This is a genomic window from Albidovulum aestuarii (genome assembly GCF_029961185.1).
Classification (GTDB): domain Bacteria; phylum Pseudomonadota; class Alphaproteobacteria; order Rhodobacterales; family Rhodobacteraceae; genus Albidovulum; species Albidovulum aestuarii.
The window spans coordinates 165156-181424 of sequence record NZ_JASBQQ010000007.1; the positions used below are offsets into that span (position 1 = coordinate 165156).

17 protein-coding genes are annotated in these 16269 nt (G+C 61.9%); 9 read left to right on the forward strand and 8 right to left on the reverse strand.

The features are described from left to right. Window positions 1-3: 3 nt before the first annotated feature. Genes QKW60_RS15920 through QKW60_RS15930 form a run of 3 tightly spaced genes read right to left on the reverse strand, consistent with a single transcriptional unit; the run spans window position 4 to window position 2863 of the window. Window positions 4-438, reverse strand: a complete 435-nt coding sequence (locus QKW60_RS15920) for an HPr kinase/phosphorylase (RefSeq protein ID WP_336619171.1) — start codon at window positions 436-438, stop codon at window positions 4-6. After that, complete coding sequence (locus QKW60_RS15925) at window positions 435-2165, reverse strand: sensor histidine kinase (protein ID WP_282370128.1); 1731 nt, start codon at window positions 2163-2165, stop codon at window positions 435-437. Before QKW60_RS15925 ends, QKW60_RS15920 begins: the two co-directional genes overlap by 4 nt. After that, window positions 2162-2863: a response regulator transcription factor gene (locus QKW60_RS15930; protein ID WP_263739987.1), complete on the reverse strand. Its 702-nt coding sequence runs from the start codon at window positions 2861-2863 to the stop codon at window positions 2162-2164. The genes QKW60_RS15925 and QKW60_RS15930 overlap by 4 nt, the downstream gene beginning before the upstream one ends. A 372-nt stretch (window positions 2864-3235) precedes the next feature. On the opposite strand from QKW60_RS15930, the gene QKW60_RS15935 reads away from it, so the two are divergent. Next, window positions 3236-4834, forward strand: a complete 1599-nt coding sequence (locus QKW60_RS15935) for a phosphoenolpyruvate carboxykinase (protein WP_282370130.1) — start codon at window positions 3236-3238, stop codon at window positions 4832-4834. A 105-nt stretch (window positions 4835-4939) separates the two neighbouring features. On the opposite strand, the gene QKW60_RS15940 is transcribed toward QKW60_RS15935, so the two are convergent. Further along, the gene (locus QKW60_RS15940; RefSeq protein ID WP_282370131.1) at window positions 4940-5698 is read right to left on the reverse strand and encodes a sulfite exporter TauE/SafE family protein; all 759 of its coding nucleotides are present in this window, start codon (window positions 5696-5698) and stop codon (window positions 4940-4942) included. A gap of 163 nt (window positions 5699-5861) precedes the next feature. On the opposite strand from QKW60_RS15940, the gene QKW60_RS15945 reads away from it, so the two are divergent. Then, complete coding sequence (locus QKW60_RS15945; RefSeq protein WP_282370132.1) at window positions 5862-7523, forward strand: acyl-CoA dehydrogenase family protein; 1662 nt, start codon at window positions 5862-5864, stop codon at window positions 7521-7523. A 62-nt stretch (window positions 7524-7585) separates the two neighbouring features. Here the strand turns inward: QKW60_RS15945 and QKW60_RS15950 are convergent, their stop codons facing one another. Further along, window positions 7586-8809: an MFS transporter gene (locus QKW60_RS15950; RefSeq protein WP_282370133.1), complete on the reverse strand. Its 1224-nt coding sequence runs from the start codon at window positions 8807-8809 to the stop codon at window positions 7586-7588. 128 nt (window positions 8810-8937) lie between these two features. On the opposite strand from QKW60_RS15950, the gene QKW60_RS15955 reads away from it, so the two are divergent. Then, window positions 8938-9330 carry an META domain-containing protein gene (locus tag QKW60_RS15955; RefSeq protein ID WP_282370134.1) on the forward strand — a complete coding sequence of 131 codons (393 nt, stop codon included), beginning with the start codon at window positions 8938-8940 and terminating at the stop codon, window positions 9328-9330. Here QKW60_RS15955 and recO read toward each other — a convergent pair. From recO to QKW60_RS15970, 3 genes are all read right to left on the reverse strand, one after another. Then, on the reverse strand, window positions 9321-10040 hold the full coding sequence (gene recO / locus QKW60_RS15960; protein WP_282370135.1) for a DNA repair protein RecO: 720 nt from the start codon (window positions 10038-10040) through the stop codon (window positions 9321-9323). The two genes, QKW60_RS15955 and recO, sit on opposite strands and share 10 nt — an antisense overlap. 25 nt (window positions 10041-10065) lie before the next feature. Next, window positions 10066-10674: a hypothetical protein gene (locus tag QKW60_RS15965; RefSeq protein WP_282370136.1), complete on the reverse strand. Its 609-nt coding sequence runs from the start codon at window positions 10672-10674 to the stop codon at window positions 10066-10068. Window positions 10675-11287: 613 nt separating this feature from the next. Next, complete coding sequence (locus QKW60_RS15970) at window positions 11288-11572, reverse strand: hypothetical protein (RefSeq protein ID WP_282370137.1); 285 nt, start codon at window positions 11570-11572, stop codon at window positions 11288-11290. A gap of 50 nt (window positions 11573-11622) precedes the next feature. Here QKW60_RS15970 and QKW60_RS15975 point away from each other — a divergent pair, with 50 nt between their 5' ends. The 6 genes from QKW60_RS15975 (at window position 11623) to QKW60_RS16000 (ending at window position 16243) form a co-directional block, all read left to right on the forward strand. Further along, a complete protein-coding gene (locus tag QKW60_RS15975; RefSeq protein WP_282370139.1) occupies window positions 11623-12306 on the forward strand; it encodes a haloacid dehalogenase type II in 684 nt (227 codons plus the stop codon). Beyond that, window positions 12303-13127: an alpha/beta fold hydrolase gene (locus QKW60_RS15980; RefSeq protein ID WP_282370141.1), complete on the forward strand. Its 825-nt coding sequence runs from the start codon at window positions 12303-12305 to the stop codon at window positions 13125-13127. The genes QKW60_RS15975 and QKW60_RS15980 overlap by 4 nt, the downstream gene beginning before the upstream one ends. After that, window positions 13124-14101 (forward strand): threonine ammonia-lyase, encoded by a 978-nt coding sequence (locus QKW60_RS15985; protein WP_282370142.1) that lies wholly within the window; start codon window positions 13124-13126, stop codon window positions 14099-14101. Before QKW60_RS15980 ends, QKW60_RS15985 begins: the two co-directional genes overlap by 4 nt. Window positions 14102-14302: 201 nt before the next feature. Continuing rightward, window positions 14303-14626, forward strand: a complete 324-nt coding sequence (locus tag QKW60_RS15990; protein ID WP_282370144.1) for a 5-aminolevulinate synthase — start codon at window positions 14303-14305, stop codon at window positions 14624-14626. Between the two features lie 116 nt (window positions 14627-14742). After that, complete coding sequence (gene pcaD, locus QKW60_RS15995) at window positions 14743-15531, forward strand: 3-oxoadipate enol-lactonase (RefSeq protein ID WP_282370146.1); 789 nt, start codon at window positions 14743-14745, stop codon at window positions 15529-15531. Beyond that, window positions 15524-16243 (forward strand): alpha/beta fold hydrolase, encoded by a 720-nt coding sequence (locus QKW60_RS16000; protein WP_336619172.1) that lies wholly within the window; start codon window positions 15524-15526, stop codon window positions 16241-16243. The genes pcaD and QKW60_RS16000 overlap by 8 nt, the downstream gene beginning before the upstream one ends. Window positions 16244-16269 lie beyond the last annotated feature (26 nt).

Below are 16269 nucleotides of genomic sequence, written 5' to 3' on the forward strand. Positions count from 1 at the left end.
CTGTCATGCTGCGCGCCCTGCCTTAAGATATTGCAGGATTGCGGCGGGAAAATGGGGGCTCTCGACCCTGTGAAGTAGGGGCAGCTCGACACCAAGCACGGAATGGGTGCGCAACGGCGGCAGACGTTCACTCTCCAGATGGGCAAGATCGACGGTAAGGGCGAGCCGGGCCACGGCAAGTGTTTCGGCTCGCAATAGACCGACACCGCGTGCCTCGATCTTTCCGCGGATCACCTCGGGCGCGGTTGCGACGGCGACGCCGTCGCGCGTTGCGACCGCAGTCCGGTCATCCGCCACGAGTTCGCAGCCCAGAGCCATCAGTTGAAGTGCAAGACCTGACTTCCCGCTGCCCGAAGGGCCAAAAATCAGCACGCCACGCCCGGCCAGGGCAACGCAGCTTGCATGCAGGATCATCGCCCGGGTCTCTTTGTCGCTCACACCGGAAGGCCCACGACGAAACGGGCGCCTAGCGGTTCAGAGGTGATATCGGCGTCCGTGGGCCGGATATTCTCAGCCCAGATCACCCCGCCATGCGCCTCGACGATCTGTTTGGAGATAGCAAGGCCAAGCCCGGAATGTTCTCCGAACTGACCCGGCGGACGTTCCGAATAGAACCGCTTGAAGATTTTGGTCAGCGCCTGATCGGGGATACCGGGGCCGGTATCCTCGACGACAATCAGCACCCGGTTCTCCCGTTTGCGGGTCCAGACGCGCACCGCGTCCCCTTCCTGACAGAAGGAAATCGCGTTCGAGATAAGATTGACGAAGACCTGCGCAAGACGACCTTCAAGCCCGGTGATCATGATGGGCTTGCTTGGCAGGTCCGAAATAAAGTCCACACCTTTTTCGTGGGCCTCATTCCCAAGGTAGTCGGTGATGCTGCCCAGCATCTTGAGGAGGTTGAATTCTTCCTCTTCTTCCTTGACCAGTTCACTGTCGAGCCGCGACGCGTTGGAAATATCGCTGACAAGACGGTCGAGCCGACGGATATCGTGGTCGATCACGTCGAGAAGTTTGCCGCGCTGATCCTCGCGCTTGGCGACACGCATCGTTCCAACGGCCGAGCGGAGCGAGGCGAGTGGGTTCTTGATCTCGTGCGCAACGTCGGCGGCGAACTGTTCATTTGATTCAATGCGCTCGTAAAGCGCGGTCACCATCCCGCGCATTGCCCCGGACAAGCGTCCAATCTCGTCCGGCCGGGCCGTCAGGTCGGGGATGCGGACGCGCGACGGCGACATTTTTCGGGCGTTCTTGTCGCGGCCAATCTCGGCGGCGGCTGCCAGGTCGGACAGGGGGTTGGCGATGGTCGAGGCAAGCACCAGACTAAGGCCGATAGAAACGATGATCGCGATGACGAACATCTGCAGCACCTGCTCGCGCTCCACCCGGACAAGTTGGTCGATCTCGCCCGCGACGGACGTGATGGCGACGACACCGACGATCTTGCCGTCATGACGGATCGGGGTGGCGGCGGTAAAGATTGCCTCGCCTGCCTTGTCGCGACCGGTACGAATCTGGGTCTGCCCCGCGAGGGCAGCCGGTACCAGTTCCCTCGCCAACTCTTCGCCGCCCCGAATCGGATCAAGCTCATGCTTGGGGGCGAGAATGCCGGCAATGCCTTCCCAGATCGAATTGAGGATATCTGTAATCAGCGTCGAACGGTGATCGCGGCGCAATCCTTCCACGATCTCGGCGTCGGGTCGCTCCATTCCTACCGAGGTTACGACCAGATGCTCCAGCGGATCGAAGACGAACAGTTCCGCACCATCCGACAATTCAATTCTGCGAACGGTGCGCAGAGGGTCGATGCCGGCCCCGGCCGAAAGGCTTACTTCCCCTCGATCCGGAAGCTGGGCTTCAAACACATTCGCGATAAGCTGCGCCTCGGCCACGAGCCCGCTTTCGCGCTGCAACACCAGACTGTCGCGAAACGGGTTGAGATAGAGGACGCCCGCCACCAGAACGATCATCGCCATCAGGTTGAAGGTGATGATCTTGCGTGCCAGCGGTGAGCGGTTGAGCGAGATAAAACCGCGCCGCTCCCTGCCTTCGCGGAGTTCGGATTCGACAATCCCGTCGGGCGCGGTCCAGTCCTCTCCAAGGACGACATCCGCGCGACGTGACTCAGGTTGATCGCGCAAGCCGATCCTCGACATCCGGGTCATTCTTCGTTGTAGCGATACCCGATTCCGTAGAGCGTTTCGATGGCGCTGAAATCGTCATCCACGGTGCGCATCTTTTTTCTGAGCCGCTTGATATGGCTGTCGATCGTGCGGTCATCGACATAGACCTGATCGTCGTAGGCCACATCCATCAACTGGTCGCGGCTTTTCACAAAGCCGGGCCGCTGGGCCAAAGCCTGCAGCAACAGGAACTCAGTCACGGTCAACGCCACATCACGGCCCTTCCAGGTCACCGAATGGCGCAGCGGGTCCATCGTCAGGGCCCCGCGCGTCATGATCTTGGTTTCCTCGGTCGTCGCGACTTCGCCCGACTCGATGGCTTCCTGACGGCGCAGAAGCGCACGGATGCGTTCGACCAGAAGGCGCTGCGAGAACGGTTTTTTCACATAGTCATCCGCGCCCATGCGCAGACCCAGAACCTCGTCGATCTCATCGTCCTTTGAGGTCAGGAAGATGACCGGCATCGACGTCTTTTGCCGGAGCCGTTGCAGCAGATCCATGCCGTCCATGCGGGGCATCTTGATGTCCAGAACGGCCATATCCGGCAGACGCTTGTTGAACGCGTCTAGCGCAGATTGACCATCGTTGTAGGTTTCAACCTCGAAACCTTCGGCTTCGAGTGTCATGGCGACCGATGTCAGGATGTTCCTGTCATCGTCGACCAGCGCGATCCTCGACATGTCCATATCCTTGTACTGCTCACGAATGTCTTTGTTTTCCTGTCATATTCCATCTTACGCATCGCAGAAGCAACCGATATGTGCGAATCGGGCCCCTGCATCGAATCAGGCCCACCGAAAAAACTGCGACGTTGACCAATTTGCCGCACTTTCGGGCATCGTTGCCATTTCGCCGCCGATCCGCCGGGCATGATTGCGCTAAACTCCGAATGATGGCGCTAACCGGAACAAAGCCTTCTGTTCCATACTTTTTCGGGCATGATATAGGGGCTCTGTCGGCGCCGGTCCGGGGGCTGACCGGCGCCCCTGGCAGGCTGGGGTGTCAGTACTTTGACCCATGAACCGCCGCGCAACGGCATCGGGAGCATGCATATGACAAATGGACGGGTGAACCCCTCGCAACGCTTGGAAGATCAGGGCATCGCGGGGATCGGCAACGTCTATTACAACTTCCTCGAGCCGGCATTGATCGAGGCCGCGCTGAATCGCGGGGAAGGCACACTGGGCAAAGGCGGGGCCCTTCTCGCCACAACCGGCAAGCATACGGGCCGCTCGCCCAAGGACAAATTCGTCGTCCGTACGCCCTCGGTCGAGGATTCGATCTGGTGGGAAAACAACAAACCGATGGCGCCCGAAGCCTTCGACCGGCTCCACGCCGACATGCTGGCCCACATGAAGGGCCGCGACTATTTCGTGCAGGACCTCTATGCCGGCGCCGACCCCGAACACCGGCTGGATGTGCGCGTGGTGACTGAACTGGCCTGGCATGGCCTCTTCATCCGCCACTTGCTGCGCCGCCCCGAACGGCCGGAACTGGATGATTTCATTCCGGAATTCACCATCATCAATTGCCCGTCCTTCAAGGCGGACCCGGCCAAGCATGGCTGCCGCTCTGAAACCGTGATCGCGATGAACTTCGACAAGAAGCTGATCCTGATCGGCAATACCGCCTATGCGGGCGAGAATAAGAAGTCGGTCTTCACGCTTCTGAACTACATCCTGCCGGGCAAGGGCATCATGGCGATGCATTGCTCTGCGAACCACGCGATCGGCGATCCGGACGACACCGCCGTCTTCTTCGGCCTTTCCGGGACCGGCAAGACCACGCTTTCGGCCGATCCTTCGCGCACGCTCATCGGCGACGACGAACATGGCTGGTCGGATACCGGCACGTTCAACTTCGAAGGTGGCTGTTATGCCAAGACCATCAACCTGAGCGCCGAGGCGGAGCCGGAGATCTTTGCCACCACGTCGCGCTTCGGCACGGTCGTCGAGAACATGGTCTTCGACCCCGAGACTTTCGAACTCGACTTTGAGGATAATTCGATCACCGACAACATGCGCTGCGCCTATCCGCTAGAGGCAATCTCCAACGCCTCGGCAACCTCGCGGGGCGGACAGCCGAAGAACGTGATCATGCTGACCTGCGACGCCTACGGCGTGCTGCCGCCCATCGCGCGGCTGACACCGGCGCAGGCGATGTATCACTTCCTGTCGGGCTTCACGTCCAAGACGCCGGGCACCGAGGTCGGCGTGACCGAGCCGATCCCGACCTTCTCCACCTGCTTCGGCGCGCCTTTCATGCCGCGCAGACCCGAGGTCTACGGCAAGCTCCTGCAGGAAAAGATCGCCGGGACCGGTGCCACTTGCTGGCTGGTGAATACCGGCTGGACCGGTGGCGCCTATGGCACCGGCAAGCGGATGCCGATCAAGGCCACACGCGCGCTTCTTACCGCCGCGCTCGACGGGTCGCTGAACGATGCGCAGTTCCGCAAGGATCCGAATTTCGGCTTTGAGGTTCCGGTCAGTGTTCCCGGCGTGGACGCCCAACTGCTCGACCCGCGCCAGACCTGGGCGGATGGCGCAGCCTATGATGCGCAGGCCAAGAAGCTCGTCGACATGTTCGCCGACAACTTCGCGCAATACGTGCCCTATATCGACGCGGAAGTGAAAGCTGCGGCGATCGGCTGAAATCTGGTATGAGTGGGGGCGCTGCCCGTCGCTATTGGTCTATTGGACTAAGACTAATGGCGCGACCAATAGCGACCCCCCGGAGCATTCTCGCACAGAAGAGGATCAGAGCGCCAGCGCCCGCCGGACGAGATTCAGTCCGGTGATGGCCAGCACAACCAGCGTCCAACGCCGGAAACGCCGCTGGTCAAGCCGGTCCTGTATTACGAATCCTGCATAGAGTCCGGCCATAGCCGGAACTGTGAGCGCAGCCGATAGGGGCAGCGTTGCGCCGTTGACAACACCCGAGCCGAGATGCGCGACCAACAGCATCGCGGAGCCGATCATGTAAACGACGCCCTGCACGCGCACGTTTTCGCGTTTCTCGACATCGAGTGAGAGAAGAAGTGCAATCGTTGGTGGGCCCCAGACCCCGGAAATGCCGCCAAAGAAGCCGCCGACAACACCGGTCGTGATTTCGGCGCGTCCCCGGTTCTTCGCGTGAAAACGCAATTGCCAACCTGCAAGCTGGGTCAGGGCGAAGGCCACTATGGGTAAACCCAGAGTCATCAACATCACCGCCTGGGGCATCACCGGCACGAGTTGCGCGGCAAGAGCAATGGTGACGCAAAGCGTGATCAGGAGCCGCCAGTATTCGCGCGTCGTCGCCAACGCCGCCCGCCAGCCCTGCCGCAGTGCCTGAGCAAGATTGGTCGCGAATGTCGGCAGGATCAGTGCGGCCAGCGCCTGCTCCGCCGGAAGGAATGACGCGAGGCCGGAGATCATGATCATCGGCATGGCAAAGCCGACCGCGCCCTTGACGATGCTGGCAAAGACGGTCACCCCCACCGCCATCAGGAAAATCGTCAGGTCCAGTCCAAACATCGATACGGGGGCCTCCTGCACTCGCTATACCGGGAACAGCGGATCGGCGCACCGCAATTCGGACGCGACACTTTCGTGCAGTCCGGGCGCTACATATGAATTAATATTGCGCTGCAGTTGCAAAATCGGTAGGACGATGCAGTCGCAGAAAAGGAGCCGCCCCATGGCACATGACGGAGCTGACATGCCGAACGCCATCTTGCCCGACCTTCTTGATCTGACCGAAGCCGCTTTGCCGCCGGTCGAGGCGCTTCTGGCAGGAGCAACGAAGGGTCTGCGGGAGCGCGTCAGCCGTGACGGCAAAGTGTCAGGCGCGGCGCTGGAGGAACATCAGTTCGCTGCGCATGCCCTGTCTTGGCTTGCCACCTACGTCGAATCGCTTCGGCAGATGCGGGCCTGGGCGGGCCGGATTTCCGAGGCGGGCGCGCTTGGCGAAATGGAGGCACTGATCCTTCAAATCGGCTTTGGCGAATACCTCGCCCAAATCGCGGGCGGCATCCCGATGAGCCAGGGCGAGGTGGCGCGGCTCTCCGACCTTGGCCTTGGCTGGGCGCCGGAGGGTGCTGCGGCCACGCTGATCGCGGGTGGCAACACATCTGCCGTGCGGGCGCGGCTGGTCGCGCTCATGCGCGACAATCATGGCCGCGCGACTGTCGGCGCGACGGGTCTGGACGAAGACCTTGAAATGATCCGCGACCAGTTCCGTCGCTATGCCGAGGAACGCGTGGTGCCGAACGCGCATGATTGGCATCTGCGCGACGAGTTGATCCCCATGGGGATCATCGAGGAGCTGGCCGAACTGGGTGTCTTCGGCCTGACGATCCCCGAGGAATTCGGCGGGCTGGGCCTGTCCAAAGCCTCCATGGTTGTGGTCAGCGAAGAACTCTCGCGCGGCTATATTGGCGTGGGCTCTCTCGGGACGCGGTCCGAAATCGCCGCCGAACTCATTCTCTGCGGCGGCACGCCTGAGCAAAAAGAGCAGTGGCTGCCGAAACTGGCCTCTGGTGAGATCCTGCCGACCGCCGTCTTTACTGAACCCAATACCGGCTCTGACCTCGGCAGCTTGCGCACCCGCGCAGTGAAGGATGGTGACGACTGGGCCGTCACCGGCAACAAGACCTGGATCACCCATGCCGCCCGCACCCATGTGATGACTCTGCTGGCGCGGACCGATCCCGAGACGACCGACTATCGCGGCCTGTCCATGTTCCTCGCCGAAAAGACGCCGGGCACCGATGCCGAACCCTTCCCGACGCCCGGCATGACCGGCGGCGAGATCGAGGTTCTGGGCTACCGCGGCATGAAGGAATACGAGCTTGGGTTCGACGGCTTCAAGGTGAAGGGCGAGAATCTGCTGGGCGGCGTGCCCGGTCAGGGCTTCAAGCAGCTTATGCAGACCTTCGAAAGTGCCCGCATCCAGACCGCCGCCCGCGCCATCGGCGTGGCGCAATCGGCGCTGGAAGTCGGCATGAAATATGCCGAGGACCGTAAGCAGTTCGGCAAGTCGCTGATTGATTTCCCTCGTGTCTCCGGCAAGCTTGCCATGATGGCGGTGGAGATCATGATCGCGCGGCAGCTGACCTATCATTCGGCCTGGCAGAAGGACCACGACAAGCGCTGCGACCTTGAGGCGGGGATGGCCAAGCTCCTGGGTGCCCGCGTCGCATGGGCATGCGCCGACAACGCGCTGCAGATCCACGGCGGCAACGGCTTTGCGCTGGAATACCAGATTAGCCGCATCCTTTGCGACGCCCGCATCCTCAACATCTTCGAGGGTGCTGCCGAGATTCAGGCACAGGTCATCGCGCGCAGGTTGCTCGACTGATCCTTTTAAACCGTGGCCTCGCGACTGTGCGGGGCCAAAAGGCCCCAAAGTCAAAAGCTTGCTCAGGTCGCTTCGGACGCGGCTTGACGCGGTTCGCCCAGCCGGGGGTGAAGTCGCCCAGCGACCAGAACCATCGTCGCAAGCCCCGCCGCACCCGCGGCAAATACCCCTGTGATGGGTGCAACCAGTAGAACCAGCCAGGCAGCTGCGGGTGACAGGATGCCCGATACGTCGCGGAAGCTAGAATAAACCGCCGACATCTCGGTGCGTTCGGCCGGCCTCACCGCCATCAGGAAGGGCAGTCCGCCGAACGTGTCGAGCATGACCAGAAAGAGCGACCCGGCAAATAGCGCAGCGACTGCAATCGGCGGCCAGACCTGTCCGAAAGCGGCCATGAAGAAACAGGCGGCACAGGCGGCAAATGTAGCGCGGATTGCCCGCCTCAGCCCGCGTCTTTGCATCCAGCGCAGCATGAAGGGTGAAAGGAACAGCATCAGGTTCGAAAGCGAGAAGGCTATGCTCGCCACCTTGTCGCCAAGCCCGGTTTCGATACAGAAGATCGGCAGATAGACGACATAGATCCACCATCCGGTGGATCTCAACACAGCGAAAAGCCAGCCTGCGATCAGGCGCGGCTGACGGAAGAAGCGGCCAAGATAGGCCAGCGGGTTAGGGGCGGGCCCACGGGCGCGGGTGATCAGCTTTCCGTTGCCGAGACGCATGAACCAGAAGGTGGACAGAAGCGCGACTGCAAAGCCCATCGCCATGAAGAACGGCAGGGGCGCCCAGACATTCCACAGGAATACCCCGAGCATCGGTCCGAGGAACCACGACGCCGCGCTGAACAGCATCTTCAGCGTCTCACCGCGGCCCAGTTCGTGCCGTGCGATGTAGTCCATCACATAGGCGTTGGTGCAGATGAATACTGTCACGGTGGCGAGATTTGAAACGACGAGCGCAAGCGGCGTCAGAACTGGTCCGCCGATAATCGCGCATGTGCCGCCGACAAGGTAGAAACCGACCCCTCCGGTATAGACCCAGCGGCGGGGGATGACCCGGCTGATACCCGGTACCAGCAGCCCCCAGACGAGTGCGGCAATACCGGCGGCAAGATAGATCAGGCTGACAGCCGCGGCATCCTCGGCCATCGCGCGGTACAGCACCAATGGCCAGATGGAGATCAAGAGCCCGCGCAACGAAGCCTCGATGCCCGTCAGCACGGCAAAACCCTTCACGCCCGGCACAGGGGCGTGACGCAGGTTTTCGGGGATGTAGCGACTGATCATCGGGCCTCCGTGATCCAGAAGCCTGCAAATCCATACCGCGTCTCGACATTTTGCGACTCAGACCTGTCGGATTGAAGCCGTTCCAGTACGGACTTGCGGTCGCGGGCAGGATTGTGCCTGATAGCAACATGCGCCTGATCTTCATCCTTCCTCTTCTTATTGCCACTGCTTGTCAGGGCAATGAAACCGTTGCGGCCTATGGTGCAGGCAATGGCATCTGGCAGCTTACCGAGATTGACGGCGTTGCCTTCGCTTCGCACGCCACGCTCAGCTTTCCCGAACCGGGACGGATTGCGGGAGAGGCGCCCTGCAACACCTATATGGGCCGTATGGACGCGCCTTATCCGTGGTTCGAGGCAAAGGACCTCGCCGTCACCCGTCGCGCCTGCCCCGATCTTGCGGCAGAAACCGCTTTCTTCGACGGGCTTGCGGCGATGACTCTGTCAGAGACCTCGGGCGACACGCTGATCCTGTCCAACCCTGACGGGCGCGAAATGATCTTTGCGAAAGCTCAGCCCTGACGGGACAGCATCTCGATGAAACGGCGGCGCGCCTCGGGCAGCTTCCGGTGCAGATCATGGGCGAGGCGGTGTTCAAGAAAGTGGCCGGTCATCGACAGCCCGGCGGTTACCTCGCCCGGCGTGGCCGGACCCTGACCGAGCAGGCAGGCAGGGAGTGGCAGCAGCCGGTCAGCCCAGTCCCCCGCCGCATCACGCGCCACGGCGCGGCCGGTTTTAGGACTGACATAGGCAAGATCCTCGCGCCCGCCAGTTACCGCGCAACGGGTCAGATCCAGACCGTAACCCAGTTCCTCCAGAAGCATGAGTTCCCACCGCAGATAATCGAGAACCCAATCTTGCTTCGCTCCCAGACCATCCAGCAGATCGACAGTTGTTGCGTAAAGATCCGGATGCGACTCGCGCTCGGGCAGGGCGAAATGCAAAAGCGCGCAAATCGAGTTCAGGCCGGCGAGCGCGAGCCTGTCGGACATCAGCCCGGCCCGTGACCTGAGCGGTTCCACCGTGAAGGTGCCGATATGCTCCTCCAGCCGCCCGCGCCATGTAACATCGAGCTGGGCGCCCGGTTGCAGAACCGGCGCGACCTTGCGCGATGTGCCGCCGCGAACGACACCGGCATGACGACCGTGACTGGTGGTAAAGACCTCGATGATCGCCGCCGACTCGCCATGGCGGCGGACGGAGATCAGCGCACCCTCGTCCCGCCAGTCCATGAAGCCTCCGCCAAATCCTTCACGACTATCTCTTTGGCCTGCGCGAAAGTCCATCGGCTCGGAGCGCCCTCCGCAAGTCGGATGAGCGCGTTTGAAAACCCTCAGCGTCACCGAAATCGACGAAATCGGGATAGCGTTCATGCGACCCCTTCAGGCGCGTCGCGTGCTTGATTGGGCACCAATACTGCTCCGTGCGCGCCGCAATCTCACGGATGTAGGAGATCAGACCATTGCAATAGCTGCAGTAGAGGCAGTTCAGTTTTTGCAACGCATTCAGATAGGCCAAGTGCCTGTGATCGAAAGCGATGTAGTCACCACGGCGTACCTTGTCGATCCGGTAGACCGGAAAACAGAGCGTCTGATAAACCGTCACGCAAAGATCGAGCAGCAGGAACGGAACGACAAGCCCATATATCACCGGCGCGGTCAAAATGACCATCGGCCGGGCCGCCTTCAGGAATGTGCCCAGCCGCACCCGCGCCGCCAGGTGCCGGGCGCGCACTTCTCGTTGAAAGACGACTTTGCGGCGCTTGACCTCATAGCGGAATGCCCTTGCCTGCTCGGCAATTGCGCGGTCGAGCTCCTGATCAAGTTCTACGAGCGTCTGCTTCAGCCGATCTGCAAGTGCTGACATCGTATCGCTCCTCGCCCTGTTCCGCGCATTTTTCACCCTACCACCGATCGGCACATGCGCGGGTTGACACAACGCAAGTCAGCCAACTGCCCTCAAAAAGGCTGCATTTGCGTTTTAGCGGTCAACCATCCGATTGCTGCCTGTGGGTATTGGTGCATTCTTGGGCTTTAGGTTTTTTGCCCTTTTGTGCCGACACATTGGTATTCCTTGTTGGCGGCTAGACCTCTGGGTCCAGATCGGAAATCGCCGGGTTCGATCCACAAAACGTCGGGCTCGGCTTGGTCGCGATCTGCGCAGCAGCCTGTTTCATGTTGCCGCCTACCGTATCGCGGGGCATTCCGAGGCCCGATCTCGGCCTATCCCGCAATCGTGTCGCGTGGCGATCTATGGAAGATGTCCAGAAAGCCAGGAAGCCTTTTTTTGCGCTGATGGTGCCAGGGGTCTGCCTGGCGCCGATGGTCACAACCTGCGCGCTGTCTGGTCTGACAAGGGACACAGCCCCGGCGGTTTCGGAGTTCCTCTGGACGTTTACCGTCGCCAACGCCGCGCTCAATTTCCTCAAAACCCTGCCTTTCAGGCTCCTAGATGCCGGTTGGTGCCTTCAGGTGAGCAGTCAGAGTTCTTTGCCCGGCTCCACCGGTCCACTGATGGAGCGACGGCTGCGGCGATGACCGTTGCCGCGATCTGGTTGCAATCGCTGCTGCTTTTCTCCTTCACGTTTGTAGACGCGCAAAGCCTGAACGCGCCGTAGAACGAGCTTCAGGTCCAGTGCCCGATAAGGTCCCCGCGTGGACTTCTTGCAGCAGCGGCCAATGTCTTGACGGCGCTGGACCATCTGATCGGCGGAGTATCGATGTTCCTGCACGCTCTCTGGCAATTGTAAGGGGAACATTTCCACCCTTGCCCCTGAGGTCCGCCCGCGCCAGTCTGGCCCGAAGGGGGCCTGACATGACCATTACCGTCTGCATCTTCGACGCCTACGGAACCCTGTTCGACGTGGCCGCCGCCGCCCGGCAGGCAGCGACCGAAAAGGGGCGCGAGGAGCTTGCTGCGATTTGGCCGAAGCTGGCCGAAGACTGGCGGCGCAAGCAGCTGGAATACACATGGCTCAGGGCCGTCATGCGCCAGCACACCGACTTCTGGACTGTTACGCAGGACGGGCTCGACTGGGCGCTGGAGAAGGCTGGATTGGACGATCCCGACCTGCGCGAACGCCTGCTCGCGCTTTATTGGGAACTGGAAGCCTATCCCGAAGTGCCCGTAATGCTGGGGCGGCTGAAAGAGGCCGGGTTGCAAACCGCGATCCTGTCCAATGGCGCACCCGATATGCTGGAGGGTGCGGTCCGCTCCGCTGGGATCGGCGAATTGCTGGACGACACGCTGTCGGTGGAAAGCACCGGTATCTTCAAACCCGATGCCAGCGTCTATCGCCTTGTGACCGAACGTTTTGCCTGCACACCTGACCGGGTGCTCTTCACTTCGTCGAACGGCTGGGACGCAGCGGCTGCCTCAGGCTTCGGCTTCCTGACGGCATGGGTCAACCGAGCGGGCCAACCGATGGACCGGCTGCCCGCCCGTCCCCAACATGTGCTTTCCGATCTTTCAACCATCCCGGACATCGCCACCCAATGACCCTGCCACACTTCACCGCGACTGACGGCGCCCGCATCGCTTATCGGGACGAGGGGAACGGCAAACCGCTTCTTTGCCTCGCCGGGCTCACCCGGGCCGGGACGGATTTCGATTTCGTCGCCCCGCATCTGGCGCCACTCAGGCTCATCCGCATGGATTATCGCGGACGCGGCGGGTCGGAATGGACCGGCGCCGCGACCTATACCGTGGATAGGGAGGCACGGGACGCGCTGGAGCTTCTTGATCATCTCGGGATCGGTCGCGCGGCCATTCTCGGCACCTCGCGTGGCGGGTTGATCGGGATGGCGCTGGCGGCGGTCGCGAAGGACCGGCTGACGGGTCTTTGCCTCAACGATATCGGTCCGGTGATCGCGCGTGAGGGGCTGGAGAAGATCAAGGACTATGTAGGTCGCAATCCGGCGGCGAAGACAATGGACGACCTTGTCACCCGGCTGCCGCGCAACATGCCCGGCTTTGACAATATCCCGACGGAGCGCTGGCGTGCCTTCTCTGAGCGCCTCTATGCCGAGACAGCGGAGGGGTTGCATATCCGCTACGATCCCGAATTGCGAACGAGTTTCCTGAAGGCATTCGAAGGCCCGCCCGCCGATCTCTGGCCGCTCTTCGATGCCTGCGCTGACCTGCCGCTGGCGCTGATCCGCGGAGCCAATTCCGATCTTCTGTCGCAAGAGACGGCGGCAGAGATGTGCCGCCGACGGCCCGACATGATCTTTGCCGATGTGCCCGACCGCGCGCATGTTCCCTTTCTCGATGAACCGGAGGCGCTCGCCGCTCTCGAAGTCTGGCTGGAGAAACTATGAATATCGACATGATCGAAGCTGCCGCCGGGCGGCTGAAGGGCGTCGCGCTTAGAACCCCGCTTTTGTCGTCGCCGTTCCTTGACGAAATCGCCGGGCGGCGGGTCTTTGTGAAACCCGAATGCCTGCAACATACCGGGTCGTTCAAGTTCCGCGGCGGATGGTCCGCCGTATCGGCGCTGTCGCCGGAGGCGCGCGCGCAAGGTGTCATCGCCTTTTCCTCGGGCAACCACGCGCAGGGCGTGGCGTTGGCTGCACGGCGGCATGGCGCGCCCTGCGTGATCCTGATGCCCGCCGATGCCCCACGCGTGAAGATTGACAATACCCGCGCGCTGGGCGCGGAGGTGGTGCTCTACGACCGCGCCACCGGCGACCGCGACGCAATCGGCGCGGCTTTGGCTGAGGATCGCGGGCTGACACTGATCAAACCCTTCGACGAACCGCAGGTCATCGCCGGACAGGGCACGACGGGGCTGGAGATCGCCGAACAGGCCGCCGAGGCAGGTGTGACCGAAGCCGATGTCCTTGTTTGCTGCGGCGGCGGGGGGCTCACCTCGGGTATCGCTCTGGCACTGGAGGAGAAGGCGCCGGGCCTGCGCGCCCGGCCGGTGGAGCCAGAGGAATTCGATGACGTGCGCCGTTCGCTGATATCAGGCGGGATCGAGCGGAACAACCGCACCTCCGGCTCTCTTTGCGATGCCATCGTCACGCCCTCGCCGGGGCAGATTACCTTCCCGATCATGGCGCGGCTTTGCGGCCCAGGCATCGCGGTGACTGAGGACGAGGCGCTGGCCGCGATGGCCCAGGCGTTCAGCAGGTTGCATGTCGTGCTGGAACCCGGCGGCGCGGTGGCGCTCGCTGCCGCCCTCTTCCATCCCGGAGCGGTCGAAGGCGATGCCGCCATCGCGGTTGCCTCGGGCGGCAATGTAGACCGGGAGGTGTTTTGCATGGCCCTCGACCGTTTCGGCACCGCCTGACGTCAGAGCGTTTCTGGATTCCCCAGAGATGATAAGCATTAGATTTCGAAAGAAAAGTTCGAAATCTGATTCAATGAAACCCCAAAACGCTATCGGGTAAGGTTTTCCGGCCTTGGCCTGCACAGATGCGTCGGGGCATCATCATGGCGTTCAATCAAGTTCAATTTCTATTGGAGCCGCGCCATACGGCGCGGGCCGACGATGACGTATCTACTCTCGAAACCGATCTTTCTGATCTTCACCGCAGCGCTTGCCTATGCCATCGCGACAGCAGGCATCAAGATGGCCTCGAACGTAATATCTCCGTCTGCGCTGGTTCTGATCGCCATTGGCTTCACGATCGCCACGCTGGCCGAAGTCGTGCTGTTGCGTCAGGCCAGCCTCGGGGTGATCTACATCGCGATCATCACGGCCGAAACGCTGATGGTCCTGACCCTTGCGGCGATGCTGGGCGAGGGGCTGACCACAAAGCAATTGTTCGGTGCAGTCTTCGTCCTGGCTGGCATCTTCATTGTCGGCGAGTGACCAGAAGGATTCTGGAACAAAGTTCTTCCTGCGGAAGATCTTGGATCAAGATTTTTCCACCCCACGCTTGCCCTTCGGACAGTGCGCGCACAGGATGCGCGGACGGAGGCGCAGGTATGAACATTCTCGACATCGGCGACATAAATCTGCACTGGCGAGAGGATGGTGACCCCTCGGGCGCGCCGGTGGTCTTCGCGAATTCACTCGGCACAGATTTCAGGATGTGGGACCGGCTTGTGCCGCTTCTGCCGCAGGGGCTGAGACTGATCCGCTACGACAAGCGCGGGCATGGGCTGTCCTCCTGCCCGCAGGGACCCTATGCGATGGGCGCGCTGGTCCGTGATGCCGAACGGCTTTGCGACGCACTGAACGTAAAGGACTGTGTCTTTGTAGGGCTCTCGGTCGGTGGGCTGATTGCGCAGGGATTGGCTGTAAAACGTCTCGACATTGTCCGCGCCATGGTTCTGTCGAACACAGCCGCCAAGATCGGTACCGCGCAGATGTGGACCGATCGGACCGCAGCGATCCGCGAGGGCGGGCTTGAGTCTATCGCAGACGCGATGATGGAACGGTGGTTTTCCAAGCCGTTCCGCCAGACGGAGGAGATGCAGGGCTGGCGCGCAATGCTGACCCGCCAGCCGGTCGAGGGCTATTGCGGAGTCGCCGCCGCCATCGCAGGCACCGATTTCATCACGCCGACCTCGGGACTGACCCTGCCAACACTTGTCATTGCCGGGTCCGAAGATGGCGCGACGCCGCCCGACCTCGTGCGCGAAACCTCCGACCTCATACGGGGTGCGCGGTTCAATCTGATCCGGGGGGCGGGTCACTTGCCGCCGGTCGAGAAACCCGAGGAATATGCGCGCGTTCTGACAGAGTTCCTGACCTCCATCGGCCATGTCTGACATGGGCCGGTTCCTTCTGGTCCACGGATCTTGTCACGGCGCCTGGTGCTGGCGCGACGTGATTCCGGCACTGATCGCATTGGGGCATGAGGCAAGGGCCATCGACCTGCCCGCCCATGGCGACGATGGGACCCCGGCAGCGGAGGCGACGCTGGACCTTTACGTCAGGGCGATCCTTACAGCCATCGACCGGCCGGTCACGCTGGTGGGTCATTCGGCGGCCGGCTATCCGATCACGCTCGCGGCTGAACGGGCGCCGGAGAAGATCGCGCGGCTGGTCTATCTCTGCGCTTATGTGCCTGCACCCGGCCTGTCGATGATCGACATGCGGCGGGCCGGGCCAAGGCAGACGCTGACTGGCGCCGTTCATGCCGATGCGGAAGGCGTGACCTACAATATCGACCCGGACCGAGCGCACGATTGTTTTTACCACGATTGCCCGGACGATGCGGTCGCTTATGCAATGCCCCGCCTCTGCCCCGAACCGATCCGGCCGCAATCGACCCCGCTGGCGCCACTTGTCGCCTGGCACGATGTCGAACGACACTACCTTATCTGCGAAGATGACCGCACGATCCCGCCCGAATACCAAAGAACGATGAGCGCGTCCTTTCCATCCGGTGCGGTCACCACCCTTCCAACCGGGCATTCACCCTTCTTCGCCGACCCAGAACTGTTGGCCCGGCGGCTCTCGGAGATGTCTTCGGGATGACCCCCTCAGTCACCACAACGCTGCGC